This is a genomic window from Advenella sp. FME57, assembly GCF_014897675.1.
In the GTDB taxonomy this organism is placed as follows: Bacteria; Pseudomonadota; Gammaproteobacteria; order Burkholderiales; family Burkholderiaceae_B; genus Advenella.
In genome coordinates, this window is record NZ_JABUXU010000005.1 from 63925 (window position 1) to 89605 (window position 25681).

Consider the following 25681-nt stretch of genomic DNA (forward strand, 5'->3'; position numbering starts at 1 on the left):
GCGTTCCTCAGGCTTGCGCCGCCTGTTCTGCCGGTTGCATGGCAATCATCCATTCCATCCCGAAACGGTCTTTGAGCATGCCAAAGCAGGGGGAGAAGAAGGTTTCACCCAGCGGCATGGTGACAGTGCCGCCGTCGGCCAGCGCGTTGAACATCCGGGTTGCATCTTCTTTGTTGACCGGAATAACAGACAGGGCGAAGCCGCTCAGGGTGCTGTCGCCGCCGCAGCCATCGGAAGCCATGACCAGGCTGCTGCCAATGCGAAAACTTGCGTGCATGATCTTGTTATCAAAATCTGGGGGAACGGCGCCTGGTGGTGGCGGTTCAGGGCTCTCGCCAAAACGCATCATCATATCGAGCTGGGCGCCCACGGCATCTTTGTAAAAGTTCAGGGCTTCTTCGCAGTGGCCGCCGAAGAAAAGGTAAGGGACGATAGAGGTCTGGTTCATGATGTTTTCCTGGTGTGGCCCAGTCGCAAACAGACTGGATACGGTATTAAAAATAGTCTATTGAAAAATAGCGATGTAAATTAAATTGAACTGCATTGATGCTGAGCCGATCAGGATCTTTCGGCACTGGTTGCGTCGGCAGCCTGCTGCAGTTTGCCAATATCCAGTTTTTTCATTGGCAGCAATGCCTCCATGACTCGCTGGGCGCGAGCCGGGTCGGTCAACAGGGTCGGCAATATGGCGGGCACGATCTGCCAAGACAGGCCGTACCGATCCTTGAGCCAGCCGCACTGCTGGGCAGACGGATCGCCACCTTCATTTAACGCTGTCCAGTATGTGTCTAGCTCTTCCTGAGACTCGCAATGCACCTGCAGAGAAATGGATTCATTGAACTTGAAAATGGGGCCACCATTAAGGGCAGTAAAAGGCACGCCGGCAAGCTCGAACGCGACTGTGAGCACACTGCCTTCGGGTCTGCCGCTGACCTGTGTCATTTTCTTGCCCAGATAATGGGTAGTCTGGGTTATTTTTGAATCAGGAAAAATGCCGGTATAAAACCGTGCTGCAGCCTCGGCCTGGTCGTCAAACCAAAGGCAGGGTGAAATTTTCGAAGCGATTATCATGTTTATTTCCTTTTGCCGACAGCACAATTGCAAATGCCATAATGAGAACCAGGAAGGAGAGACGACCCGACCGATTCGGCCGTTTTATTGCACGCTGTCAGTATGCGCAGGAACGAACTGTCGGTAAATAGGCAGATGCGTCATTCTGCAAGGGGAGATACGGCAGCGGTTAAAAGGCAGATAACGACTGGCTCAAGGCGGTGCCCAGGCGCAGTGGTCTGCCGGCGTGCCGGGCCAGACGCAGGGGCGCTGGTATGCTTGGTGGGCAACAAATTGGTCACTGGCGTCATTGAATGACGCCAAGCGCAATGGAACAACAACTGCAATGACCACCGTGCGACATCATAATTCAGCAGAGATTTGCGCAGCCACCGCGAGCGTCCGTACCTGGCCGGGGGCGCACAGTAAAACAAATCCGGCGCCGTGCCTGTGCCAGCCTATTGCACTCGAGAACCAGCTCGAGTCAATTGCCGGTATACCGTACTGCGATGTAACCCCAGTTCTCTGGCTGTTTTGCTGACATTGCCCCGATTTTTGGTCAGCGCCTGTCTGATCCGCAATGCCTGCAAATCCTTTACGCTGACCTCCGGCAAGGGCCTTTCTGAAGGCGATATGGCGTCTTGCCACATCGTCCCACCCGCCTGAGTGATCCTCGTCGCCAGGTCCTCCTGTGCTGCCGTCCTGTCCTCCTGTCCGGCTACCGCTGCTCCGATGTCGGTAGACGATGGCGTGTGCGATTGCGTGCGCAGATGGGCCGGCAAGGATTCAGGATGAATAATACAGCCAGCGGGTAAAAAGGCGGCCAGCGTTTTGAGCACCGATCGCAATTGTCGGTAGTTGCCGGGCCAGTGATAGGTACACAGGATATCCAGCGTCTGGTCGGCGAAAATCAGGCTGGGGGTGTTTTCATGGCGTCTGAGTTCTGCGCAGATAAAGGTGCGCAAGTCAGCGCGATGACGCAGTGCCGGCAACTGAACCAGATGATCCTGGATACGATAGTAAAGGTCCTGGCGGAAATTTTCCTCGCGGCTCAGGGTATCGGCGTGCTGGTTGGTGGCGCTGATCAGTCCAAACTGCACCGGCCATGTTTTATCGGAACCCAACGGCTGCACGACCCGTTCCTGCAGGACTCGCAGCAGGCGCGATTGCAGTTGCAATGGCATGTCGCCAATTTCATCAAGAAAGAGCACACCGCCATTGGCCTCGCGCAGGCGACCCCGAGAGCCGTTGCGCTGGGCTCCGGTAAATGCACCGGGTTCGTAGCCGAACAACTCGGCTTCAATCAGGCTTTCAGGAAGCGCAGCGCAGTTGATGGCGACAAACGGACCATCGCGCCAGCGGCTATGCACATGCAAGTGGCGGGCAAACACCTCTTTGCCGGTGCCTGTCTCGCCCAGCAGCAGAATGCCCAGATCGGCATTGATGGCCAGCGTACTCTGACGTAACTGGTGTTGCAATGCTGGCTCCAGCGCTGGCAGGGCCGCCTGCACCCCGCCCGGGCCGCTGCGGTTTTTCACTTGCGGTGGTATCGACGTCGCCCCTTCGCCGTGCAACGCTTGTGAAGGGGCGCTGCCGGCAACGCCGATCCGCTCAAACTGCAAGGTTGCATACAGCGCAGTGCCATCGGCGCAAAAGCTGCGCTTCGGTTGCGACTGTAGTTGTTTCCAGGCGGGCAGCCATTTATCGACGGGTTCGTCCAGTAATGTAATAAGCGGGACATCAAGCAGTTCAGCTGCTGTTTCATTGGCGCCCACAATCTGCTGATCGGCAATCAGCAGCGTGCCGCATTGCGCCGCGTTCAGCGGCCCTGCGTGCCGCTGAAACTGCAGTCGGGCAATGTGCGTGCCGGCAAGATCCAGGATCTGGTTGCCGATCTGGCGTGCCGTGATTCGGACCAGATCGCCGGTGTAGTCCGGCAGTGTACGGGCATCGCCGGAAATATCCAGAACGCCCAGGATTTCTCCGCGTGGCGAGCGGATAGGCGCAGCATGGCAACTGAGAATACGGTTGCAGGGCAAAAAGTGCTCCCGGCCGATGACTCGGGTAAAGCCGTTTTCGATCAGGGCGGTGCCGATGGCATTGGTGCCGCGATGGCCTTCGGCCCAGCTGGCGCCGGGCCGCAGGGTCACCTGGTCAGCCTTATGCAGAAAGGCGCTATTGCCGGTGGCGTGCAGGATGACGCCGCTGGCATCCGAGAGCAACAGTATGCCCTGCGCCTGCGCCGCGATGCCACTGGCCGTGGCGATGTGCGGCGCGGCAGTCTGTAACAGGCTGGCGTATTGATCCAGGCGGGTATCAAGGTCTGCCCGGTCCAGCAGAATCGGTTCGTTTGCCAGCGTATCCGCCTGCTTTTCACAGCGCTCCCAGGAACGCTGAATTAGCGCATTCGGCTGTACGGTACCGGCGGAGTTCAGCGAGTGATGCAACATCGTAGTCTCCTGATGTGTTGCAAAAACAGACAGTTGTTGCTTGTGTTGCCTGCCTGCTGTCGTGATTCGCGACACCTTCTTGCTATGTTGTGCGTGCCGCGCGCGATGCGTCAAAACTATTCTACTCCAAAACCCTGTTTTGCTCCTTGCTAGCGAGATGGCATGAACTTTGCTCTAGAACGATAGCAGCGCGAGGCTATGGCTGCGCGCCATTTTAAAAATGAATATCTGGAGATAAGACATGAATCTATCCGATTTGAAGCAATTTGGTATTGACACCGATTACCCCTACAAGACCAAGTACGGCAACTATATTGGCGGCAAATGGGTGGAACCGGTCTCGGGCGAATACTTTGAGAATATTTCTCCGGTCAATGGTCAGGTGTTTTGCGAAGTCCCCAGGTCCGGCGCCGACGATATCGAGCGGGCCGTGGACGCTGCGCATGCGGCACGCCGTGCCTGGGGGCAGACCTCGACGACCGACAGAGCTAACCTGCTGCTGAAAATGGCCGATCGCATGGAGCAGAATCTGAAAGTGCTGGCGGTAGCTGAAACCATTGACAATGGCAAGCCCCTGCGTGAAACGATGGCTGCCGATCTGCCGCTGGCAGTGGACCATTTGCGCTATTTTGCCGGATGCATCCGGGCGCAGGAAGGGGGTATTTCCGAAATCGACAATACAACGGTGGCCTATCATTTTCACGAGCCACTCGGTGTGGTGGGGCAGATCATTCCATGGAATTTTCCGATCCTGATGGCGATCTGGAAACTGGCGCCGTCACTGGCAGCAGGGTGCTGCGTGGTGCTCAAGCCGGCCGAGCAGACACCCGCTTCGATCCTGGTGCTCATGGAAATTATTGGTGATCTGTTCCCTCCCGGTGTGATCAATATTGTCAATGGCTATGGCAAGGAAGCGGGCAATGCGCTGGCTACCAACAAGCGTATCGCCAAAATTGCCTTTACCGGCTCGACCGCCACAGGCAAGCATATCCTGCATGCGGCTGCCGACAACTTGATTCCGTCCACCGTTGAGCTTGGTGGCAAGAGCCCGAATGTATTTTTTGCCGATGTCATGGATCAGTCAGACGACTTTTTTGACAAGGCGCTTGAAGGGCTTTCGATGTTTGCGCTCAACCAGGGCGAAGTGTGCACATGCCCTTCACGCATCCTCATCCAGGAGTCCATATACGATCAGTTCATCGAGAAGGCCATTAACCGCGTGCAAAAGATCAAGACCGGCAACCCGCTGGATATGAATACCATGGTGGGCGCTCAGGCGTCGCAGGCGCAGATGGACAAGATCCTGGGCTATATTGATATTGGTCGTGATGAGGGCGCAGCGTGCCTGACCGGTGGCGAGCGCAATCGTGTGCAGAGTCTGGAGGAGGGGTATTACGTGACACCCACCATGCTTTCCGGCAAGAATGATATGCGCATATTCCAGGAAGAAATTTTCGGGCCGGTCGCCTCTGTTACGACGTTCCGGGATGAAGAAGAAGCACTGGCCATTGCCAATGACACCTATTATGGTCTGGGCGCAGGCGTATGGACCCGGGATGGTTCCCGCGCCTATCGCATGGGACGGGGTATTGAGGCAGGCCGGGTTTGGACCAATTGCTATCACCTGTATCCGGCTCATGCTGCATTCGGTGGTTATAAACAGTCGGGCATCGGGCGGGAAAATCACAAAATGGCGCTGTCCAATTACCAGCAGACAAAATGCCTGCTGGTGAGCTACAGCCCCAAGGCGCTGGGTTTTTTCTGATCGCTGTGCGTGTCGGACCGCATCTGGCGGTCCAGCCAACTGACCGGTGCAGGCCTTATGACTGCAAATATGCGCCGGTTTGCGTTTCTGTTGCATTTGTATTTCATTTTTATTTCTGCGTCAAAGACAACTTAGCATTGTCATCTGCGCTGCTTGGCCATAGCGGGCGGCCAGATCATACTGGCGCAAAACGTTAGGACAAATGTGGTTATCAGGAAGTTGATCACAATCCCGATAAGATTGCTATACTGAATACAGTAAAGCGAGTCTGGTTTGCCTGCGTCGGGTGCGACAGCACGTTAATGATGGGGCTTTACGATGATGGTTTTGTTTAGCAACGAACGGAAAGGATAGCTGCAATGATTACACTTGAAATTAACGGTTCGAAGCATGATGTTGATCTGCCGGATGACACGCCCATTCTTTGGGCGCTGCGCGATCACCTCGGATTTACCGGGACAAAGTTCGGTTGTGGTATGTCGCTATGCGGCGCCTGTACGGTGCATCTGGACGGTGAGCCGATACGATCCTGTGTGACGCCGATTACCGCTGCCGTAGGCAAGCAAATCGTCACGATTGAAGCCCTGGAAAATGACGAGACAGGCAAAGCGGTGCAGAAAGCCTGGGTGGAAATGGGCGTGCCGCAATGCGGTTTCTGTCAAACGGGGCAAATCATGTCTGCCACGGCTCTGCTGAAAAAGACGCCGGCGCCGACCGATGCCGATATTGACGCGGCGATGAGCGGCAATCTGTGCCGCTGCGGCACCTATACGCGTATCCGCAGCGCCATCAAGAATGTCGCACAGGCCGGAGGTGCAAAATGAATATACGTGACAATGCATTTGCCATGGCTGCTGCCGATGTGCAGATCAGCAATATCAGTCGTCGCAAAATGCTCAAGGGCTTGGCCCTGGGCGGATTTGTGCTGGCCGTCGGAGTGCCATTGCGCGCCCTTGCCGAAGGCGAAGAACAGAAGGGCCCCAAAAAGTATGGCGCCGACGCCATGCCGCATGGCACGGTCGACAATCCGCTGGTTTTCGTGGCAATCGCCGCCGATGGCGCAATCACGATTCTTTGTCACCGGGCCGAAATGGGACAGGGCGTCAGGACCAGTCTACCCATGGTTGTTGCCGACGAAATGGAAGCAGACTGGGGGCGTGTGACAGTAAAGCAGGCCTGGGCTGAAGAAGCACGTTTCGGCAATCAGGACACCGACGGCTCGCGCAGTGTGCGCCATTTCTTCATGCCGATGCGGCGCGTGGGCGCTGCTGCGCGGGCCATGCTCGTGTCTGCGGCTGCCAGCCAGTGGAATGTGCCCGAATCCGAAGTGCAGGCCAAAAATCATGAATTGATTCATACGCCAACCGGCAAGAAACTCGGTTTCGGTGACGTCGCGCAGAAAGCGGCGCAGCTTGATGTACCATCCGGCGAAGCGCTAAAACTAAAATCGGCAGACGCCTTTCGCTATATAGGCAAAGGGCAGACACATATTGCAGATGGCATGGATATCGTTACGGGCCGCGCGCAATATGGCCAGGATGTCCGGCTTGAAGGCATGCTGTACGCTGTGGTTGCCCGTCCTCCTGTGTTCGGCGGCAAACTGGTCAAGGTCGACGACACGGCCGCGCTGAAAGTTCCGGGTGTGGTAAAAGTGGTGACGCTGGCCGGATCGCCACCGCCGGCCATGTTCAATCCGCTGGGCGGCGTGGCCGTGATTGCGACCAATACGTGGGCGGCCATTGCAGGGCGCAAGGCATTGAAGATCGAATGGGATGGGGGCCCTCACGCCTCTTATGATTCGACAGAATACCGCAAGCAGCTTGAAGCGTCGGTACGCAAGCCGGCCGATAAAGCGGTGCGCAACGATGGGGATGCAATGGCTGCACTGGGCAGTGCGGCCAAACGCATAGAGGCCGAGTATTACGTTCCGCATCTAGCTCAGGCGCCCATGGAAACGCCCGTGGCAACGGTAAGGATCGTCGATGGCAAATGTGAAGCCTGGGCCAGTGTCCAGGCGCCGCAGGCGACGCATGACATGCTGGTCAAATGGCTTGAGCTGCCGCCGGAAAACGTCAAGGTCAATCAGACACTGCTGGGCGGCGGTTTTGGCCGTAAGTCCAAGCCGGATTTTGTGGTCGAAGCCGGGCTGCTGTCCAAGGCGATGGACGGCAAACCGGTGAAGGTTACCTGGACCCGTGAAGATGACATTCAGCATTCCTATTATCACACCGTATCGGTGGAGCATCTGGAAGCGGGGCTGGACGCCCAAGGCAAGGTAACGGCGTGGCTGCACCGCACTGCGGCGCCCTCCATTGGCTCCACTTTTGCCGACACCAAGCTGCAGTCAGCAGGAGAACTGGGCATGGGTGCCGCTAACGTGCCTTTTGCCATAGCCAATGTTCGGGTCGAGAATCCCGAAGCCGAGGCTCATACCCGCATTGGTTGGTTCCGTTCGGTCTCGAACATTCCCCGTGCGTTCGCCATCCAGTCCTTTGTCGCGGAAATGGCCGCCGAACTGGACAAGGACCATAGGGACTTCCTGCTCGATCTGATCGGCCCTGCCAGGCGCATTAACCCGGCCGACCTGTCAGATTCATGGAATCACGACGAGTCTCCCGAAAAGTATCCGGTGGATACGGGCCGCCTGCGCAATGTGATTGAAGTGGTCACGCGCGAAGCAGGCTGGGGCAAATCTGCAGAAAAAGGGCAGGCCATGGGGCTGGCAGCGCACTACAGCTTTGTCACCTATGTCGCCACAGTGGTTCATGTGCAAGTGTCAGACAATGGCGAGGTTTCCATCCCGCGCGTGGATGTCGCGGTCGATTGCGGGCCGCAAGTCAATCCCGAGCGCATTCGTTCCCAGATTGAAGGCGCAACGGTTATGGGGGTGAGTCTGGCCACGACGGGTGAAATCAGTTTCAAGAACGGCGCGGCGGTGCAAAGCAATTTCCATGACTATCGCATCACATCCATGATGAGCGCGCCGCGTGAAATTCATGTTCATCTGGTCGCGGCCAGTGATTATGATGCGCCGCTGGGTGGCGTGGGCGAGCCCGGCACGCCACCGGTATCGGCTGCCCTGTGCAATGCTATTTTTGCCGCTACCGGCAAGCGGATTCGCAGCTTGCCTATTGGTAATCAGACGCAGCAAAAAAGTTAAGGGAGGCAGTTAAGCAGGGGGCAGACCTGTGATTGTTTGGCCTGGGTATGTAGTGCTGGCAAAGAAGGCTGCTTATGCACGCCTCTTTGCCGCTCAAGGTGCTGACAGGTGCTTCTCCTGGTGTCTTACCTGAAATAAACGGGGCGCTTGATGCGCCCCGTTTCTATGGGCGCGCGGGCAGGGCGCTGGCCTTGCCAAGCTGCTGCAATTGTTCCTGGGTATCAATATCGAGCAGGCAACCGGGATCGTTGACGGGAATGAGCGTTAACGCCTCGGGATGGCGCTGGACGATTGCGCGTGCACCCTCGTCGCCCGTCACCTGCAGCAGTTCGTCCTTGAACTGACTCGCAAATGCCACGGGATGCCCGGGCCTGTTCTGAAATTGCGGGCGTATGATGAGGCCATCCTGGCGCAGGCGCGTGGCGACTGCCTGCACCGTATTTGTGTGGATGCAGGGCATATCGGCAAGGGCGATGATCCAGCCAACTCGGGCCGGGCTGTGACTGATCCCGCAACGCAGCGAGGCGCTCATGCCCATGTCAGCATCGGCGCAATGAATCAGGTTTACCGGCAGCCCACCCAGCGCATTGCGCACCGCCTCCTGCTGCGGACCGCAGACAACAGTGACAGCATCAGTATGTTGCAGCAACGTATGACAGACGGCATAGACCATGGGGGTCCCATCGGCCAAGGGCTGCACGGGCTTGTAACGTGCGCCCGAGGCATCAAAACGGGATCCCTTGCCAGCTGCCAGAACAAGAGCGACGATATCGGGAGCGGGGGTTCGGCAATCAGCTTCCGGCATGTCAGTGTCAGGCGGCGTATTCAGAAAGGTTGGCCTTGGCATGGGAGACATCGAAACTGTCTGGCAGCAGCAGGCCGTTTTTCACAGCGATCACTTCGGCCATGACGCTGACGGCAATTTCGGCGGGAGACTTGCTGCCAATATATACGCCGATCGGGCCGCGCAGACGGGCAAGCTGTTGCGGCGTGATGCCAAAGTGCTCTTGTAGTCTTTGACGACGAATGTGATTATTGCGACGCGAACCGATGGCGCCCACATAGAAGGCATCTGACAGCAGTGCTTCCATCAGCGCCAGATCGTCCAGCTTGGGGTCATGGGTCAAGGCAATAATGCAACTGCGCCGGTCCGGCCGAAAAGCGGTAACCACGTCGTCGGGCATTTCCGAGAGCACAGTTACACCCTGTACCGACCAGCCGTTGCGGTATTCGATGCGCGGGTCACAGACGGTCACGGCAAAGCCGCTGAACAGGGCCATGGTGGCCACGTACTCGGTCAACTGGCCCGCGCCGATCAGCAGCATGCGAAACTCCGGACCGAAGGTGTTTTTCAGCGTCTTGTCGTCAATACTGAGCGGTAACGGCTGATCAATCGGCTGCTGCTGAACAATGCCATTATCCAGTTGCACGGCGCGTTGCATCAACTGGCCCTGTTCCAGGGCCGCCACCAGCTCATCCAGCGCCTGCGCATCGGGATTGAATTCCAGCAGGATTTCCAGGGTACCGCCGCAAGGCAGGCCAAAGCGATAGGCTTCTTCAGCGGTCACGCCGTAGCGGACCAGGCAGGGCGGTCCGCCATTGACCAGCACTGCATTCTCGTTGCCGCCGGTGTAGCGATAGATCAGGTCGTCTTCAATACAGCCGCCCGAAACCGAGCCGACCACCGCGCCGTCTTCGCACAAGGCCATGACCGATCCGAGCGGGCGCGGCGAGGAGCCCCAGGTACGAATGACTGTGGCCAGCAGGGCCTTTTTCCCTTCCTGGCGCCAGGCGCAAAGTTTGCGCAGTACGAGGACATCAAGATTTTCCATTACTACCGCCTGTTCCTGTTTGTCGGGGCCGTGTATAGCCCAAGTTGATGACAGTCGTCATGTCATTTCGATTGTAATGCAATCGGCGGGATTGGGCAGCCAGGCAAGGGCTTTGCCGCTCGCTCATCATCTGCGGCGTCCCGGCAGGTCCTGGGCCTTTGGAGTTGCAAAACAGCAGTGAAAAGAGGGTGTGTTGTGTCGGGTTACCAACGTTATATCCGGTTGGCGGCGGATGGAATCAACGGTAAGTCCTTGATGAGGTAACCAATTGAGCAAAAGACCGGCAGATGGGTTGTCCCGGCGAAAATAAAAGCATATCATTTGACCTATATCATTGACTAGTCAACCAAATTATGGCTTGAGCAATGACTAATTCGAACCCTCCCAACACGAGAAAAGCAATGAAAATTAAACTGACACACACTGCCGCAGCAGTCGCGTGTGCGGCTACCTTCGGCTTTGCTGGCCTGGCAAATGCAAACGCGGCAGCCGATTCACAAGGCACGGACAAGACTGCCGGGTCAACCTCCACAACCCTGATTGCCAAGGGCACCAGCGGCACCATGACGCCATTTCTTGTCGACGAGAAAGGGTACACGCTGTATACCCTGACCAAAGAGAGCAAAGCCAGCTGCGATGAAGCCTGTATGAAGCATTGGGACCCCGTGGTTTCCGAGAGCCGTCCTTTGGGCCACGAAATTTTGCCGGGCCTGCTCAAGGCAGAAAAAAATGACCAGGGTGTGTCCCAGGTCAGTTACGGCGGCCTTCCCCTGTATCGCTTTGACGGCGACAAAAAACCGGGCGACATGAACGGCCAGGATTTTTCCGACGTTGGCGTGATGGTCTCTGTATTGGGTACGGCAGAAAAGCCTGAAGTGGCTGGTGAAAAAGTAGAAGCCACGCCTGAATTGATGGCTGCCGGCGCCAAAGTGTATAGCAGCACATGCGCTGCCTGCCATGGTGCAGAAGGCCAGGGGGCGTTCGGCACGAAGCTGGAAGGGTTCGACAGGCTGGCCAATGCGCCTGCACTGCTCAGCACGATTATCCATGGCCTGAACAGTATGCCGGCCCTGGGTGGCCAGTTCAATGACGAGCAGGTTGCTGCCGTTGCTACTTACGTTCGCAACAGCTGGGGCAACAGTTATGGAGGAGTTTCAGCAGAACAGGCCAAAGCCGCGCGCTGATCAGTACATTTGACCCAACGTCGTGATGCCTCTCTTGTGAGCCGCGACGCGTAACGAATATTGAAGAATAGGATCTAAAATGAAATTTCATAGCCTTCTGGCTGTATCTGCCGCAGTGATGTTTGCCTGTGCGGCTCAGGCACAAGTGAAGATCGACGATTACAAACCCATTTCCAATGAACAGATTCTGAATCCTGCCGACGGCGACTGGCCGAGCTGGCGCCGTACCATTGACAATCAGGGTTACAGCCCCCTGGATCAGGTCAATAAAAAGAACGTCAAACAGTTGGATCTGGCCTGGGCGTGGTCCATGCCGGTAGGCGGTCTGCAGGAAACGGCGCCGCTGGTTCACGACGGCATCATGTTCCTTGGAATGAATCGCAGCCATGTGCAGGCGCTGGATGCCACAACGGGCGACTTGATCTGGGAATACACCCAGCCCTTGCCCAAGTTTACTGGCGGCTATCATGATGCGCAGGCCAATCGCCAGCGCAATTCGCTGGCACTGTACGAAGACAAGGTCTATCTGACAACGCCGGATGCCAAACTGGTCGCGCTGGAAGCGAAAACCGGCAAGAAACTGTGGGAAGTCCAGGTCAATGAATGGGAAAAAGGCTACAGCTTTACCGCAGGCCCGCTGGTCGTTGACGGCAAAGTCTTCACCGGGACGTCTGGCTGCAGTATCACTGGCACGGCAGGCGGTTGCTATATTACCGCCCATGATGCCGAAACAGGCAAGGAACTGTGGCGTCTGAACACCATTGGCGATCCAGCTGTAGACGACAGCTGGGGCGGTCTGGCCAAGGAAAATCGCTGGGGCGGCTCGCCCTGGATCACCGGCTCTTACGATCCAAAACGCAAAATGCTGTTCTGGGGCGTAGGCATGCCGATTCCGTACCCATCCATTTTGCGCGGAAGTGGCGATGGCGATGCACTGTACACCAGCTCTACGCTGGCCATCGATGCGGAAACCGGCAAAGTCAAATGGCATTATCAGCATATGCCCAATGACGACTGGGATCTGGACAGCCCGTTTGAACGCGTGCTTGTAGAGAGCCAGATTGCGCCATCCAAGGATGAAGTGGCCTATATGAGCAAGGATGTGGAAGCGGGCAAGAAATATGACGTGATTGCATCCGTTCCCGGCAAATACGGTACTGCTTTTGTGCTGGATCGTGATACCGGCAAGCTGCTGTGGGCACGCGATACCGTTTTCCAGAATGTGATCAAGGGATTTACGCAAGACGGCAAGGTCATTACCAATACCGATCTGAAAGCCAAATCCATCGACGAAACGGTCAAGGTATGTGGCGGACGCGATCTGGGTAAATTGTGGATGACAGCGGCCTACAGCCCGCTGACCAACGCCCTGTATGTTCCGGTCAGTTCTTCATGCAAGGAGCTCACGCCCAAGCCGATAGAGCTGCGTACCGGCGAATCTGTTGGTGCCCAGGCATCGGGTGCAGTATCGTTTGCGCCAGGAGAAGATAGCGTGGGTCGCGTGTATGCGGTCGATGTGAAAACCGGCAAGTTCCTGTGGGTTAAAAAGCAGAAACCGATTTTTAGCTCTGGCGTGCTGACCACCGGTGGTGGCCTGGTCTTTACCGGCGACAGCATGCGCGAGTTTGCTGCGTATGACCAGAACAACGGCGAGAAGCTGTGGTCGATTCGCTTAAACACCTCGATCGGCGGTTTCCCAATGACCTACAGTGTTGATGGCAAGCAGTACATCGCCGTTGTGACAGGCCCGAATGCCCAGACGCCGCCCGCTGCGATTCTGAGCCCCGAGCTGAAAAACGTTGTTGACTCCGGCCACTCGGTATTTGTATTTGCGCTGGATGATGTAAAGGCCACGGACGGCAAGAAATAAGGTTGCGAACGAAGTTGCGTGACAGTGTTCTGCTGTCACGCGGGTTCGATAAACCAGAGGCAAACAGCGTTTTTTTCGTTAGCCGATGTTGGTAAAAAAGGGATGAGCCTTTAGGGGCTCATCTTTTTTTGTGGAGGTTGATCAGCCGCACAAGCGATCATAGAGGATTTACGCGCAGGCCAATGCGGCAATTCGTATGGCGATTCCTGGCCATAATCAGGACATTTATGCGCGATCTCCAGCTCTGGTTTGCTCTATAATCGGTGCATGGTAGAACGATTTATCGTTTGTTACGCTATGCAGGAGGTCATATGAAACATGACGAACAGGACTTCGGCCAATGATGTTTAATGGCTGTTCAGTAAGAGCGCCCCTTTGGGGCGCTTTCTCGTTAGTGCTCGCTGTCGCAGGATGCCATCATTTTGACCGGGCGACGGTATGGCAATTTGCGAAAAACAATCCCACCGCTCCCATCATGTCCTTAGCGACCCTGATAGCGCATAACGGTCTTAGAACTCAAAGAAAAATAGCTCGGGTCAAAAACGCTCTTGATTTTCAGAACAATTATCTATCTTCGGAAATATCAAAAAAATATATAGCAAATGCTGTTCAAATTGCAAATAATAAGTCAGCAGAAGAACTTAGCGTCGCCGCACTAAATGATCAAGATTTACTATGCATTCGAGAAGTTTTGAACAGTTTTGAGAGAATGGCGATTGGTATTGAAATCAAAGCTTATGATTCAAAAGTGCTGTTTAGGTCATACGCGTCTACGGTCTTGACAGTATGGAAAGCGTTGCGACCTTATATACGGGAACGACAGCAAAGCGCATCGTACGTCTACTGTCATGTAGATAAACTTGCGGCAGATTGGATGGCCAAAAGAGACAAGAAGATAAGTCGGCGTGACAAAGCGGTGTGACGACGGGGGTTATTTGCAGTTGCGCGATGCGCGCAGTATTGCCGATCAATAACAGCGTTTGATTCTCGGCAATACCTTCCCGCAAGAAAAGGCCCTATGGCATTCAAAGACTTGCCGACAGTTTTCTTAGGAAATTTTCGCAGTCATTCAATTGTGAAAAGTCCACGAATTCGTCGGGCTTGTGCGCCTGCTCGATCAGTCCGGGACCACACACGATGGTGGGGATGCCCAGCTGCTGGAACAGACCTGCTTCGGTGCCATAAGCAACCTTGCGTGTTTCGTGGTCCTGGGTCAGTGCCCGAACCAGTTCTGTAATCGCTGCCTGTTCAGAGGCCTCAAGCGGTGGGGCGCTGGCATCGGCGCTGATATCGATGCGCGCATCAGGATATTCTTTTTGCATGCGCGGCAGCAACTCGTTACTTACATATTCCTGAATCTTGGCCTGGATTTGCTCGCCGGGCATGCCGGGCAGATTGCGGAACTCGTAGTTGAACTGGCACTCGCCGGGGATTGTATTGACGGCAATACCGCCCTGGATTTTATTGGAGGTGATAGTTGAATAGGCCACGTCATAGTGCTTGTCATAAGGGCCGGTATCACGATAGTGATCGGCGAGGTCGCGAATATGGCAGATCAGTCTGGCCGCGTGTTCAATGGCATTGCAGCCGAAGGGCGTGAGCGACGAGTGTGCCGCCTTGCCGTGAACGCGGCAGGTAAACAGATTAATTCCCTTGTGCGCAACCACCACCCGCATGCCCGTGGGCTCGCCGACCACGCACCCATCTATTTTCTGATTGCGTTTTTGCAGATCCTTGAGCATGAACGGCGCGCCCGCACAACCGACTTCTTCGTCATAGGAAAAGGCCAGATGGATGGGTTTGGTGCGCTTTTGCTGCAGGAATTCGGGCACCAGGGCCATTGCAGTCGCAATAAATCCTTTCATATCGCAGGTGCCGCGACCGTAGAAGCGATCTTGCGAAGGCAACAGCACAAACGGATCGCTGTTCCAGTCCTGCCCGTCCACCGGTACGACGTCGGTGTGTCCCGATAGCGCGACGCCGCCCTGGGTCTGCCCGTCGGATGCCGGCAGGGTGGCAAATAGATTGGCCTTGGCACCCTTGTCATCGGTAGTGAGCCAGCTATCGACGCCCTGGGCGGACAGCGCGTCGCGAATGGTTTCGATCAGCCCCATGTTGGAGTTGCGACTGGTTGTGTCCATGCCGACCAGAGTGGCAAGCCATTCTTCTTTGGTGATATTGGTTGTCATGCGAAATTGTCCTTGATACAGGATAAGGAGTATGGAAAAACCACAGAATCGGTGTTTTTACACGTTAACTATTCTTGCGTGCTTGTGCTGTATGTCATTACAAAGTATTTTAATTTCTATTCTAACCGGTAAAGGACATTTTCATGCAATCCACCAAGGTTTCGGTGCGCAACCTGGCTGCTGCAGTCATTGGCAATGCGCTGGAATGGTACGACTTTCTGGTCTTCGCCTTCATGACGCCAATTATCGCCAGGCTCTTTTTTCCTGTGGATCCGTCCGCTGAAAGTGGTGATCTGAACGCTATTCTCATGACAACTGCAATATTCGGAGTAGGTTTTTTCATGCGGCCGGTGGGCGGCATCATCCTTGGCATGTATGGCGACAGGAACGGGCGTAAAGCGGCGCTGGTGCTGGTCACGTCGCTGATGGCCGTGTCCATGGCAATTATCACTTTTTCGCCGACCTATCTGACCGCAGGCATTCTGGCTCCTGTCCTGATTCTGATTGCGCGGCTTATCCAGGGTTTTTCGGCAGGCGGAGAGTTCGGTACGGCCACGGCGCTATTGATTGAAATGGCGCCACCAGGCAAACGCGGATTCTACGGTTCATGGCAAATGACCGGACAGATGATCGGTCTGTTGATCGGCGCCGCAGCCGGCACCTTGATGACCGTGTATTTTACGCAGGAAGAAATCGAAGCCTGGGCCTGGCGTATCCCGTTCTTTGTCGGGCTGATCATCATTCCGGTGGCAGTATATATTCGGCGACAACTGGATGAAACCGAAGTGTTTCGCAATGCCAAAAAGCTGGAAGCAGCAGAAGGACGCCGTATCACGATCGGTGAACTGCTGGTCAATGCCTGGCGCGAAACAGTTCTGGGTATCGGGCTTGTGGCGGCGGCCACCGTGACCGTGTATATTACGTTCACTTATCTGGTGACGTTTGCCACGAAAATACTGAAACTGCCGCTGCAGGAAACCTTTGAAGTGCAGATGCTGGGGGCATTGTGGGTGGTTATTCTCACGCCCTTGATGGGCCTGCTGTCCGATCGCATTGGCCGCAGCCGGTTGCTGATCGGCTCACTGGGTCTGTATTTTGTGATTCTGTTCCCGATCTATTCTTGGCTCACGGCAGCACCCACCATCTCCAAACTGATTGTGGTGCAATTGGCCACCGGTCTGTGTGCGGCGGCTTTCTTTGCTGTTTTCAGTACGGTGATGGCCGTGTTGTTTCCAACGCGCGTGCGTTCGCTCGGCCTGTCCATTTCCTATAACCTGGCGGTCATGCTGATTGGCGGCTTTGCCCAGTTCATCGTTACCTGGCTGATTCAGCAGACCGGTTCACCCATGGCGCCAACCTATTATGTGATGTTCGGGGTTGGTCTGGGACTGGTTGCGGCCATCATATTGGGCAAACGTGCCGATAGCGAAGTGACGCACTGATGGTGCCCGTGCAGGTTGGTAGTTGACATAGCAGTAATAAAGGCCACATGGCGATTGTCATGTGGCCTTTGGTATTTCAAAACGGGTATTTCGAAGTGGCTATGTCAACGCTGAGGCATTTGCCGGCTGCTCGCGCACACCTGCGTTATTGCGCTGCGGCGACCCGAATTTCCGGTTCGACTTCTATCGGAAAATTCACCGAACTGGCAATAAAGCATTTTGCGTGGGCGTCGTGATGCAATTGGCGAGCCTTGTCGATATCCTGCTCTCGGCTAATGGTGATGACTGGCCGAAGCACAATCTTGCTGAAGGCACCACCATTGGCGTGGGTCACCATAACGCCATGGGCCTGATCGATATAGCTCATGACCTGTATGCGGGCGTCTGAACACAGATGCAGGTACCACAATTTATGACAGGCAGACACGGAGGCCACAAGAAGGTCTTCAGGATTCCAGCGCTGCGCATCGCCGGCAAATGCCGCATCCGAAGAGCCTGCGATATCGGGTTTGCCATTGGCACGGATGACGTGGTCGCGATCATAACTTTTATAGTCGCGCGTCCCAACACCGCGATTGCCGGTCCATTCGATGATAACGTCATAGTTGTGAGTGACTGCCATGGTCTGCTCCTGGTGCAGGAATGATAAAAACATCGGGCTGGGCGAAGGACCCGCCATGATCGTTGCCCGCACATTGTAACTTCAGACGGTCAGATCGGTCCTGATCGGTTTCCATACCTGTATCTGTCTGGGTTGCTCCAGCAGTTCCGGCAGGATATCCCAGAAAGCCTGGCGATAAGGCCTGTGCATCTGGACATTCAGCACATCTTCACGATCCAGCCAGGTTTCAGAGAGCATATAGACGGTGTCCGATACCGGGTCGCGGTGCAGCGCTGCATTGACGAATGTGGTTTCGTCGCGCATGGCGTCCAGCACGGGTTCCAGTAGCGCGAGAAACTGTGCTTGCGTGCCCGCTTTCAGATGAAAGATAATGACGTAGGTCTCTTCTGTAGGCTGACTCACAGACGATACAAGCGTACGGTGATTTGTATTTTTGTGTAAGTCAGGACTTGATGTGGACAGCTCGATCATGCGATATTCCTTTTATTTTACGAATCGATGGCAATTGTCATCGGGCCGCAGGTGTGGTGTGATGAGTTCGGTTGCATCTACTGTGATGTAAAACGCGGCGCATGTCCATTACCAGCCAGGTAATGGTTTATTGTTCAGGACCCGATTATGATTGAGCCAACAAGCTGCTTTTGCTTTTGTATTTGTGGTGACACGCCAGACCGCCCGTGTGTGCGTCCGCATGCCTGCGCCGACCATTCAAACCTGCGAAAATCATGACACAAACCACTGTTGGAGGTCTCATACGCGACTGGCGACAACGACGGCGCTACAGTCAGCTGGACCTGGCCTGCCTGGCAAATATTTCCGCCCGGCATTTGAGTTTCATGGAGACCGGCAGGGCGCAGCCCAGCCGCCAGATGTTGCTTTTACTGGCTGAACATCTGGATATTCCCCTGCGGCAGCGCAATGAAATGCTGCTGTGCGCCGGCTATGCCCCTCACTATGCCGAACATGCGCTGAACGATGCGCCGCTGCATGAAGCGCATAGCGCGATCACTGCCTTGCTGACGGCGCATGAACCTTTTCCTGCCATGGCGGTGGATGGCCACTGGAATTTGGTGCATGCCAACCGCAGCCTGTCGTTGTTGCTTGCCGATGTGGCGCCTGAGCTGTTGGAGGCGCCGGTTAACGTACTGCGGCTGGGCCTGCATCCGCAAGGGCTGGCAGCGCGCATTCTCAATTTTTCTGAATGGCGTGCGCATTTGCTGCAACGGTTGCAGCGCCAGTACGAGCAGACGGCCGACCCGTGGCTGCTGGCGCTGTATGATGAGCTGGTTGCCTATCCCACCCCGGATGGCATCCCGCATCTGCCGCGTGTCAACCATACCATTGCCGTGCCATTGCAGCTGGACACGAACGAGGGTGTGTTGTCTTTACTGAGCGCGACCATGACCTTTGGGACCCCTTTGGAGGTTGCGCTTTCGGAGTTGGTGCTGGAAATATTTTTGCCGGCCAATGCCGGTTCTGCAGCGATCCTGCGGAATCTGGACATGCCTGTGGAGCAGATGGCTTGACCTTAATGTAGGTTGAGGTTTTACACTGCGATCGTCATTTATTCTTTTACCCGGAGTGTTTTGATGAAGACCCCGCTCACAGATTACAAAATCGATCTGAATGCGTATTTTGCCAAACTCGGTTATACAGGATCCCAGGACCCCACGCTGGAGACGCTGGCAGCGCTGCAGTTGTTGCACCAGAAGACTATTTCATTTGAAAATCTGGACCCGTTTCTGAACCGGTCGGTTCCGATCGATTTGCCCAGCCTTGAGCACAAACTGGTATTCAGTGAGCGCGGCGGGTACTGCTATGAACAGAATTTGCTGTTCGCCCATGTGTTGCGCCGTCTGGGCTTTACTGTGTCCAATCTGCTGGCGCGTGTGCTGTGGGGTGCCGACGATAATGCCATTACCCCTCGCTCCCATATGCTGCTGCATGTCAGGCTGGATCATCGCCCTTACATTGTCGACGTGGGCTTTGGCGGCAACTCCATTCCCGCGCCCATGGTGATGAACCGGGAAAATCTGCAGCAAACCAGCCACGGCACTTATCGCTGTCTGCTGATTGATGGCGATTACTGGCTACAGGTTCATACCAACACAGGCTGGCGCAATATGTACCGGTTCGATTTGACCCGGCAGCATCCGGTGGACTACATTGCGCCCAACTATTACACATCCACGCACGACGATTCCCATTTCCGTCATTCCGTTGTGGCAGCCAGGATTTTCCAGAATGGGCGCTATACCTTGCGCAACAATCTGCTAACCACGCGTTATGAGGATGGACAGACTGAACAGACCATGCTGGAAAGCGCGCAAGCGGCGCAAGCCGCGTTGCATGACGTTTTTGGGATTTGCGTGCCGGATATGACGGCGTTTGCAAAGAAATGGCAGCTGTTAGCCCAGGGATGGGAAATGGGCGCCCGGTCCCTCGTCCGAGAGCCTGTCCAGGTAGTTGCGCAAGGGGCATGACGCAATCGACAGGCAACCACACCCTATGCATTCGGTAAGCTGATCGCGCAGGCTGGTCAGCGTCCGGATGCGGTCGCTCAGATCATCATGCCAGACCTGGGACATGCGTTCCCAGTCTGCTGCGCTCGGGGTCCGGCCGCTGGGCAGGGTGGCAAACGCTTCGGCAATTTCCGTCAATGGAATGCCCACCCGCTGTGCAACCTTGATAATGGCCACTCTGCGCAGGACTTCGCGTTTGTAGCGGCGCTGGTTGCCGCTGTTTCGTACGCTGGCAATTAATCCCTTGCGTTCATAAAAGTGCAGCGCAGATACCGCCACGCCGCTGCGTCGGGCTACGTCGCCCACCGACAGTAGTTTTCCGTGTTCTTCAGGTTTTATCTCTGGCATGGGCGCTCCCGCACCTCAACTATGGTTCAGTGATTATATCTGTGATCGGCCCGCTGCCGGTGTGCCAGGGGCGGCGGTGCGTGAACAGGTAGCGCAAGCTGCGAGCGCATAGCAATATCCATGGCCGTATTGCGGGCAATCGATTGCATGTGAAATATCCCTGTGGTTGTTGTGGTCTATAAATTTAAAAAATATGATCCACGTCAAGAAACCTCCTGAGTGCAACTGGCGGCGATGCGCATGGTGCTGCACAATAGCAGTGGCATTTAACAGAAGAGATTAGAAAGATATGACCGATCCGGTGACGGCGCAATTTGCGCAACGTATCAGTAATATGGCAGTTGAAAATATGCCGGTTGCGGCTACAGAACAGATTCGCTGGCGTGTGCTCAAGGCACTTGCAGCGATACTGAGCGCAGACATAAACCGGCAGGTAACCGTGCCGCGTACCACCACCACTATCGGCACCAGCGCCAGCAGCGGCTCGCAGGCCGCTATGGACACAACAGGATATATTCAGAACCAACCGGTGTTATCAGCCTTGTCAACTGGCGTGATGCTTGAAATCCCACAGCCTGGTGCAGATGCGCATTCCGGGTTCATGACAGTGGACGCCGCCGTCATTCCTGCTGCTTGGGCGCTCGTCCAGGCCTGTCAGGGCAGCGGGCACGTGTTCATGAGCGCGCTGGCCGCCGGTTACCTTGCAACAAGGGTATTGGCCGATCTGCCTGATATCGATCACAGCCCTGCCTGGCGGGGCGGCGCTGTTAATGGAACGGTCGGAGCCGCGGTGGCGGCAGCCAGAGCAAGCCAGTTACCCGCAACCGCGACGCTGGATGCAATGGGATTTGCTGCTGCGCAGGCGGCGCAATTGGCGGAAAATGCGGCAACAGCGGCTCAGGCCAGGATACACGATGCTATCGGTGGCGTTTCCCAGGACCCGCCCGATCTTCCCGGCCCCGGCCGGTCCGCGATGGATGGAGTGCTATCGGCCCATATGGCGACATTGGGCGGTCACTGTCCGCCTGCATTGATTGAGCAACTACAGCTGCGTATGGGCACCGTGAACCTGAATCGCGCCTTGTCTGACGCCTGGGTCGCTGTCCAACGCAACCGGCCATGCACCGGGATCGAGGCCATACGGGGTTTCCGGAAGCAGGTTGCATCAGTCATCAGCAATGGCGAGGCCGAGAGGATTATCGGCTTGATACTGCATCTGGAATATACTGCCCCGGGTGAGCTGACGACCTATGTGAATGAGCGGATTGCCTCCCGTCTGGATTCATAAGTCCGGTCACCCATCTGCGTATCGTGATATACTAAACATATGCGTTTCATATAACATCATTCAGCTGAATGACGTTATATGTTGGCGTGGCCTTGCGGTCGCGCCATTTTTTATTACCGACTCCGGACAAATTATGGGTATTGTAAAAATTTCCGATCAGATGCATGAAAACCTGCGTCTGGCCAGTACGGCGCTTAGTCGTTCCATCAACGCTCAGGCCGAGCACTGGATGCGCATTGGCATGCTGGCTGAAATGTATCCCGATCTTGATCATAGCGACCTGTGCCGTCTGCTGGTGCAGGCCGGGCAGAGTGGCTCGCTGGATCTGAACTCGATCTCGACCATGGGTACAGCGGCGATCCGTGCAGGTGTGCCTGCGGGGGCGCGTCAATGAGTCAGCGCGTTTCCATCAAAAGTGCCCAGGACATAGCCAAGGCGCGGATCGCCGGCCGACTTGCGGCCGATGTTCTGCATATGATTGCGCCGCATGTGAAAGCCGGTGTAACAACCGATGAGCTGGACCGTTTGTGCAACGACTATATCGTGAATGTCCAGAACACCATCCCTGCCAATATCGGATATCACGGGTTTCCCAAAACCCTGTGTACGTCGGTCAACCATGTCATTTGTCATGGCATTCCTTCCGATAAGGTGCTGCGCAACGGCGATATCATCAATATCGACGTGGCTATCATCAAGGATGGCTGGTACGGAGACACCAGTCGCATGTATTTTGTGGGAGAGCCGGGGCCGCTGGCCAGGCGCCTGGTACATACGACCTATGAAGCCATGGTGGCCGGCATCCGTCAGGTGCGTCCTGGCGCTACATTGGGTGATGTCGGCTACGCCATACAAAGCGTAGCCCACCGCGAAGGGTTCAGTATCGTACGCGAATATTGTGGTCACGGTATCGGACAGATCTACCATGATGATCCGCAAGTGTTGCACTACGGGCGGCCGGGCGAGGGGCTCAGGTTGCAGGAAGGCATGATGTTTACCATTGAACCCATGGTCAATGCCGGCAAACGCCATTCGCGGCAACTGGCCGATGGCTGGACGGTGGTTACCAAGGACCACTCACTGTCGGCTCAGTGGGAGCATATGGTCGTGGTCACCGCCGACGGGTTTGAAGTACTTACCCCCTGGCCGGAAGATCAGGACGGCTACGAACCCATTGGCTGAGCATCGCAAGGGTGGTGAACCGGGCAAGGCGCAGGCGATTGCCCGCGTTCGTGCCCGACAAATCAGGTAGAGGCCGATTCTGCGGTACGATTACCGTCGGCGCCGCAAGAGCGCAAGCACTCTGATCTGTGGTCATCCTGGCGCGCCAGGCACCCAGGATGACGCCGGCACGACTGCCTTTTTTATTGTCCACTTTCCCATTGTCTATTTTCTTCGGAATTACACACCATGAGTTTTGATCCAGTTGACCACGATCTTGAACGAGGCCTCGATAACCGCCGTCGCGTTCTGGGCGATGCCTGGGTAGAGCGCTCGCTGACCGGCGCCAACGATTTCAATGCCGAGTTTCAACAGCTGATCTCGCGGTTTGCCTGGCACGAAATCTGGAGCCGACCCGGTCTGGATCACAAAACGCGCCGTATCATTGTTCTGTCTATTACGATTGCAATGGGACGCTGGGAAGAGTTTGACCTGCATGTGCGTGCGGCGCTCACGGGTGAAGCGTCGTCGCGCCTGACCCCGGATGAAATCAAGGAAGTACTGATGCAGGCAGCAATTTATGCCGGTGTTCCTGGCGCCAATACGGCTTTCAGTCATGCCATGGCTATCTTGAGGGAAGTTGGACCGCAAATCGGTTACGAGCCGCAAGCCTATTCTCCTTTGGACGTCTTTCATTCAGGAACCGGGCAGGAAGATCGTACGGTCAGTAAGCCGGCGCTGCACTACACGATACGCCGTGCCCGTAATGGCAAGGCAAAAAATACGGTTGTGTTAAGTCATGCGCTGGGTTGCGATCTGGCCATGTGGGACCGCCTGGCCAGCGAGCTGGCGGCCGATCATGATGTGATTGCCTATGATCATCGCGGCCATGGCAGTTCCGATGCGCCTGCCGGGCTGTACAGCATGGCTGAGCTGGCGGATGACGCCGCGCGACTGCTGCGTGAACTGGACAGCGGCCCTGTTGTGTGGATCGGCTTGTCGATGGGAGCAATGGTCGGGCAGGAACTGGCCTTGCGTCATCCCGAGCAGTTAATATCACTTGTGATCGCCAATTCCACTTCGGGGTATCCGCAAGAGGCGCGGGACAACTGGCGTCAGCGTATTGCAACTGTGCAGGATCAGGGTATTGAAGCCATTGCCGATGCCGTGATGCAGCGCTATTTTCACGATACATTCCGGCGCGAGCACGCCGGTGACGTGGCGGCTTACCGTCGTCGCCTGCTGACTACCGACACCGAAGGATATATTGGGTGCTGCAACGCAGTTGGCACGGTCGATACCACGGACAGGCTCAAGGACTTGTCGTTGCCGGTGCTGGTCATCGCCGGACGCCTGGACCAGGGCGCGCCGCTGCAAATGTCGGAAATCATGAGCAGCCAGATTGCGGGCGCGCAATTGGTGGTGCTGGAGGACGCATCGCACATTGCCGTTGTTGAACAGCCCGAGGCGTTTGCGGACGCGGTAAAGCAGTTTCTGAATAAACACGATTGAGTAAACCTGGCTAAGGTCTGGGCTAGATACCGAGACCTTACAGGCCGGATACGCACACCATAAACGAAATAGCATACGCCGGGTAAGGTGTATGCCATCCGCTCAATATACGGCGCTTGGTTTTACATATAGGTCAATAATATAATCTATTGACATTTAAACGAGCATATTCTAGTATAAATTTTCTGAAGACAGGGGTGTATACAGGTTCGCCATGGCGATGGCTACATCCAACCTGCATGTGGAAGGAATATGAGTACACAGGATAAAACCAAGGTCTGCATCATTGGCGCGGGCGCGATCGGCGGCTATCTGGGCGTGCGCCTGGCCCATGGCGGCGCTCAAGTAAGCGTGCTGGCTCGCGGCCAGACCCTGCAAGCCATACAGGCGCGTGGCTGGGTACTGGAAGATGGGCCCGAGCGGCTAGTCGCGCAAGTGCACGCGTCGGCCGATGCCGCAGCGCTCGGCCCGCAAGATATCATCATTCTGACCGTCAAGACCCATGCGCTGCAGGACATTGCAAACATGGTGCCCGCACTGTGCCACGCGGACACGATGATCATCCCGGCGATCAACGGTATTCCCTGGTGGTTTACGCAAGGGCTGGATAACAGCGAATCGCCCACTGGCCAACTGCCCACTCAACTTAAGGCCCTGGATCCCAGGGGCATTATTGCAGGCGCCATTGACGCCAGTCGCATAGTCGGTTGCGTTGTCTATCCATCGTGCTATAGCCCGGAACCGGGCGTGTCTCATCACAGCTCGGGCAACCGGCTGGTGCTTGGCGAAATAAGCCGCCATGCGGATCAATCAAACCAGGACCGGCTCGATCGTTTGGTCGCGCTGTTCAATGCGGCCGGCCTGGCTGCAGAAAAAACATCTGCCATCCGTTCTGCCGTCTGGGAAAAGCTATTGGGCAATGCCTGCTTCAATCCAGTCAGCATGCTCACCGGATCACAGACCGACCTGATGATTGACGACCCTGCAATTTACCGTTTGTTTGTCGCGCTTATGGAGGAAGTCGTCGCGGTAGGCGCGGCGCTGGGCATTGCAGTGAGCGTAACACCACAGCAACGTCTTGCTGTTACGCGCAAGCTTGGTGCGGTCAAGACCTCGATGCTGCAGGATACCGAAGCAGGACGCCCGGTCGAGATTGAGGCCATTCTTGGCGCATTTGTAGAGCTGGCAGCAAGCCTGCAAATGGCCACGCCGATTGCAGCAACCATCTATGCGCTGGCCCGCATGCGAGCCCGGACCTTCGGACTGCTTAAACACTAAGAGAAACA

The 25681-nt window shown here is 55.8% G+C and carries 23 protein-coding genes; 14 read left to right on the plus strand and 9 right to left on the minus strand.

The features are described 5' to 3' along the window. Positions 1-7: 7 nt before the first annotated feature. The 3 genes from INT32_RS07525 to INT32_RS07535 all read right to left on the minus strand — a co-directional run bounded on the left by INT32_RS07525 (position 8) and on the right by INT32_RS07535 (position 3500). Complete coding sequence (locus INT32_RS07525; RefSeq protein WP_193088116.1) at positions 8-448, minus strand: VOC family protein; 441 nt, start codon at positions 446-448, stop codon at positions 8-10. A gap of 110 nt (positions 449-558) precedes the next feature. Further along, positions 559-1071 (minus strand): VOC family protein, encoded by a 513-nt coding sequence (locus INT32_RS07530; protein WP_193088117.1) that lies wholly within the window; start codon positions 1069-1071, stop codon positions 559-561. Positions 1072-1508: 437 nt separating this feature from the next. Then, the gene (locus tag INT32_RS07535; protein ID WP_193088118.1) at positions 1509-3500 is read right to left on the minus strand and encodes a sigma-54-dependent Fis family transcriptional regulator; all 1992 of its coding nucleotides are present in this window, start codon (positions 3498-3500) and stop codon (positions 1509-1511) included. 241 nt (positions 3501-3741) lie between these two features. Here INT32_RS07535 and INT32_RS07540 point away from each other — a divergent pair, with 241 nt between their 5' ends. The 3 genes from INT32_RS07540 (at position 3742) to INT32_RS07550 (ending at position 8425) form a co-directional block, all read left to right on the plus strand. Continuing rightward, positions 3742-5265: an aldehyde dehydrogenase family protein gene (locus INT32_RS07540; RefSeq protein ID WP_193088119.1), complete on the plus strand. Its 1524-nt coding sequence runs from the start codon at positions 3742-3744 to the stop codon at positions 5263-5265. Positions 5266-5624: 359 nt separating this feature from the next. Continuing rightward, on the plus strand, positions 5625-6089 hold the full coding sequence (locus INT32_RS07545) for a (2Fe-2S)-binding protein (protein WP_193088120.1): 465 nt from the start codon (positions 5625-5627) through the stop codon (positions 6087-6089). Beyond that, a complete protein-coding gene (locus INT32_RS07550; protein ID WP_193088121.1) occupies positions 6086-8425 on the plus strand; it encodes a xanthine dehydrogenase family protein molybdopterin-binding subunit in 2340 nt (779 codons plus the stop codon). Before INT32_RS07545 ends, INT32_RS07550 begins: the two co-directional genes overlap by 4 nt. A gap of 163 nt (positions 8426-8588) precedes the next feature. On the opposite strand, the gene INT32_RS07555 is transcribed toward INT32_RS07550, so the two are convergent. Both INT32_RS07555 and INT32_RS07560 read right to left on the minus strand, forming a co-directional pair. Further along, complete coding sequence (locus INT32_RS07555) at positions 8589-9230, minus strand: NTP transferase domain-containing protein (protein WP_193088122.1); 642 nt, start codon at positions 9228-9230, stop codon at positions 8589-8591. Between the two features lie 7 nt (positions 9231-9237). Continuing rightward, entirely contained in the window at positions 9238-10257 is a 1020-nt protein-coding gene (locus INT32_RS07560) for an XdhC family protein (protein WP_193088123.1), read from the minus strand. A 401-nt stretch (positions 10258-10658) separates the two neighbouring features. Between INT32_RS07560 and INT32_RS07565 the strand changes: the two genes are divergently transcribed. The 3 genes from INT32_RS07565 (at position 10659) to INT32_RS07575 (ending at position 14233) form a co-directional block, all read left to right on the plus strand. Beyond that, positions 10659-11441, plus strand: a complete 783-nt coding sequence (locus INT32_RS07565) for a c-type cytochrome (protein ID WP_193088124.1) — start codon at positions 10659-10661, stop codon at positions 11439-11441. A 79-nt stretch (positions 11442-11520) separates the two neighbouring features. Next, complete coding sequence (locus INT32_RS07570; RefSeq protein ID WP_193088125.1) at positions 11521-13311, plus strand: PQQ-binding-like beta-propeller repeat protein; 1791 nt, start codon at positions 11521-11523, stop codon at positions 13309-13311. A gap of 340 nt (positions 13312-13651) precedes the next feature. Then, on the plus strand, positions 13652-14233 hold the full coding sequence (locus INT32_RS07575; protein ID WP_193088126.1) for a DUF4760 domain-containing protein: 582 nt from the start codon (positions 13652-13654) through the stop codon (positions 14231-14233). Positions 14234-14336: 103 nt separating this feature from the next. Here the strand turns inward: INT32_RS07575 and argE are convergent, their stop codons facing one another. Further along, the gene (argE, locus tag INT32_RS07580; protein WP_193088127.1) at positions 14337-15500 is read right to left on the minus strand and encodes an acetylornithine deacetylase; all 1164 of its coding nucleotides are present in this window, start codon (positions 15498-15500) and stop codon (positions 14337-14339) included. Between the two features lie 143 nt (positions 15501-15643). Between argE and INT32_RS07585 the strand changes: the two genes are divergently transcribed. Further along, complete coding sequence (locus INT32_RS07585; protein ID WP_193088128.1) at positions 15644-16942, plus strand: MFS transporter; 1299 nt, start codon at positions 15644-15646, stop codon at positions 16940-16942. A 145-nt stretch (positions 16943-17087) separates the two neighbouring features. On the opposite strand, the gene INT32_RS07590 is transcribed toward INT32_RS07585, so the two are convergent. Both INT32_RS07590 and INT32_RS07595 read right to left on the minus strand, forming a co-directional pair. Further along, a complete protein-coding gene (locus INT32_RS07590) occupies positions 17088-17564 on the minus strand; it encodes an OsmC family protein (protein ID WP_193088129.1) in 477 nt (158 codons plus the stop codon). A gap of 81 nt (positions 17565-17645) precedes the next feature. Further along, on the minus strand, positions 17646-17966 hold the full coding sequence (locus tag INT32_RS07595) for an antibiotic biosynthesis monooxygenase (protein WP_193088130.1): 321 nt from the start codon (positions 17964-17966) through the stop codon (positions 17646-17648). Positions 17967-18289: 323 nt separating this feature from the next. Here INT32_RS07595 and INT32_RS07600 point away from each other — a divergent pair, with 323 nt between their 5' ends. Then, positions 18290-19090: a helix-turn-helix domain-containing protein gene (locus INT32_RS07600; RefSeq protein ID WP_193088131.1), complete on the plus strand. Its 801-nt coding sequence runs from the start codon at positions 18290-18292 to the stop codon at positions 19088-19090. A gap of 63 nt (positions 19091-19153) precedes the next feature. After that, a complete protein-coding gene (locus INT32_RS07605) occupies positions 19154-20047 on the plus strand; it encodes an arylamine N-acetyltransferase (protein WP_193088132.1) in 894 nt (297 codons plus the stop codon). Here INT32_RS07605 and soxR read toward each other — a convergent pair. Then, complete coding sequence (gene soxR / locus INT32_RS07610; protein ID WP_193088133.1) at positions 19973-20434, minus strand: redox-sensitive transcriptional activator SoxR; 462 nt, start codon at positions 20432-20434, stop codon at positions 19973-19975. The genes INT32_RS07605 and soxR overlap by 75 nt on opposite strands. A gap of 289 nt (positions 20435-20723) precedes the next feature. On the opposite strand from soxR, the gene INT32_RS07615 reads away from it, so the two are divergent. The 5 genes from INT32_RS07615 to INT32_RS07635 all read left to right on the plus strand — a co-directional run bounded on the left by INT32_RS07615 (position 20724) and on the right by INT32_RS07635 (position 25673). Beyond that, positions 20724-21722 carry an MmgE/PrpD family protein gene (locus INT32_RS07615; RefSeq protein WP_193088134.1) on the plus strand — a complete coding sequence of 333 codons (999 nt, stop codon included), beginning with the start codon at positions 20724-20726 and terminating at the stop codon, positions 21720-21722. 133 nt (positions 21723-21855) lie between these two features. Further along, positions 21856-22116 carry a ParD-like family protein gene (locus tag INT32_RS07620; RefSeq protein WP_193088135.1) on the plus strand — a complete coding sequence of 87 codons (261 nt, stop codon included), beginning with the start codon at positions 21856-21858 and terminating at the stop codon, positions 22114-22116. Then, positions 22113-22904: a type I methionyl aminopeptidase gene (gene map / locus INT32_RS07625; RefSeq protein WP_193088136.1), complete on the plus strand. Its 792-nt coding sequence runs from the start codon at positions 22113-22115 to the stop codon at positions 22902-22904. Before INT32_RS07620 ends, map begins: the two co-directional genes overlap by 4 nt. Positions 22905-23132: 228 nt before the next feature. Then, positions 23133-24395, plus strand: a complete 1263-nt coding sequence (locus INT32_RS07630; protein ID WP_193088137.1) for an alpha/beta fold hydrolase — start codon at positions 23133-23135, stop codon at positions 24393-24395. Between the two features lie 252 nt (positions 24396-24647). Next, entirely contained in the window at positions 24648-25673 is a 1026-nt protein-coding gene (locus INT32_RS07635; protein WP_193088138.1) for a ketopantoate reductase family protein, read from the plus strand. Positions 25674-25681: the final 8 nt, after the last annotated feature.

What these genes read in the sequence shown, in the direction of transcription:
- INT32_RS07525 (WP_193088116.1), bottom strand. Translation starts at nt 448, where the DNA reads ATGAACCAGACCTCTATCGTCCCTTACCTTTTCTTCGGCGGCCACTGC.
- INT32_RS07530 (WP_193088117.1), bottom strand. Translation starts at nt 1,071, where the DNA reads ATGATAATCGCTTCGAAAATTTCACCCTGCCTTTGGTTTGACGACCAG.
- INT32_RS07535 (WP_193088118.1), bottom strand. Translation starts at nt 3,500, where the DNA reads ATGTTGCATCACTCGCTGAACTCCGCCGGTACCGTACAGCCGAATGCG.
- INT32_RS07540 (WP_193088119.1), top strand. Translation starts at nt 3,742, where the DNA reads ATGAATCTATCCGATTTGAAGCAATTTGGTATTGACACCGATTACCCC.
- INT32_RS07545 (WP_193088120.1), top strand. Translation starts at nt 5,625, where the DNA reads ATGATTACACTTGAAATTAACGGTTCGAAGCATGATGTTGATCTGCCG.
- INT32_RS07550 (WP_193088121.1), top strand. Translation starts at nt 6,086, where the DNA reads ATGAATATACGTGACAATGCATTTGCCATGGCTGCTGCCGATGTGCAG.
- INT32_RS07555 (WP_193088122.1), bottom strand. Translation starts at nt 9,230, where the DNA reads ATGCCGGAAGCTGATTGCCGAACCCCCGCTCCCGATATCGTCGCTCTT.
- INT32_RS07560 (WP_193088123.1), bottom strand. Translation starts at nt 10,257, where the DNA reads ATGGAAAATCTTGATGTCCTCGTACTGCGCAAACTTTGCGCCTGGCGC.
- INT32_RS07565 (WP_193088124.1), top strand. Translation starts at nt 10,659, where the DNA reads ATGAAAATTAAACTGACACACACTGCCGCAGCAGTCGCGTGTGCGGCT.
- INT32_RS07570 (WP_193088125.1), top strand. Translation starts at nt 11,521, where the DNA reads ATGAAATTTCATAGCCTTCTGGCTGTATCTGCCGCAGTGATGTTTGCC.
- INT32_RS07575 (WP_193088126.1), top strand. Translation starts at nt 13,652, where the DNA reads ATGATGTTTAATGGCTGTTCAGTAAGAGCGCCCCTTTGGGGCGCTTTC.
- argE (WP_193088127.1), bottom strand. Translation starts at nt 15,500, where the DNA reads ATGACAACCAATATCACCAAAGAAGAATGGCTTGCCACTCTGGTCGGC.
- INT32_RS07585 (WP_193088128.1), top strand. Translation starts at nt 15,644, where the DNA reads ATGCAATCCACCAAGGTTTCGGTGCGCAACCTGGCTGCTGCAGTCATT.
- INT32_RS07590 (WP_193088129.1), bottom strand. Translation starts at nt 17,564, where the DNA reads ATGGCAGTCACTCACAACTATGACGTTATCATCGAATGGACCGGCAAT.
- INT32_RS07600 (WP_193088131.1), top strand. Translation starts at nt 18,290, where the DNA reads ATGACACAAACCACTGTTGGAGGTCTCATACGCGACTGGCGACAACGA.
- INT32_RS07605 (WP_193088132.1), top strand. Translation starts at nt 19,154, where the DNA reads ATGAAGACCCCGCTCACAGATTACAAAATCGATCTGAATGCGTATTTT.
- soxR (WP_193088133.1), bottom strand. Translation starts at nt 20,434, where the DNA reads ATGCCAGAGATAAAACCTGAAGAACACGGAAAACTACTGTCGGTGGGC.
- INT32_RS07615 (WP_193088134.1), top strand. Translation starts at nt 20,724, where the DNA reads ATGACCGATCCGGTGACGGCGCAATTTGCGCAACGTATCAGTAATATG.
- INT32_RS07620 (WP_193088135.1), top strand. Translation starts at nt 21,856, where the DNA reads ATGGGTATTGTAAAAATTTCCGATCAGATGCATGAAAACCTGCGTCTG.
- map (WP_193088136.1), top strand. Translation starts at nt 22,113, where the DNA reads ATGAGTCAGCGCGTTTCCATCAAAAGTGCCCAGGACATAGCCAAGGCG.
- INT32_RS07630 (WP_193088137.1), top strand. Translation starts at nt 23,133, where the DNA reads ATGAGTTTTGATCCAGTTGACCACGATCTTGAACGAGGCCTCGATAAC.
- INT32_RS07635 (WP_193088138.1), top strand. Translation starts at nt 24,648, where the DNA reads ATGAGTACACAGGATAAAACCAAGGTCTGCATCATTGGCGCGGGCGCG.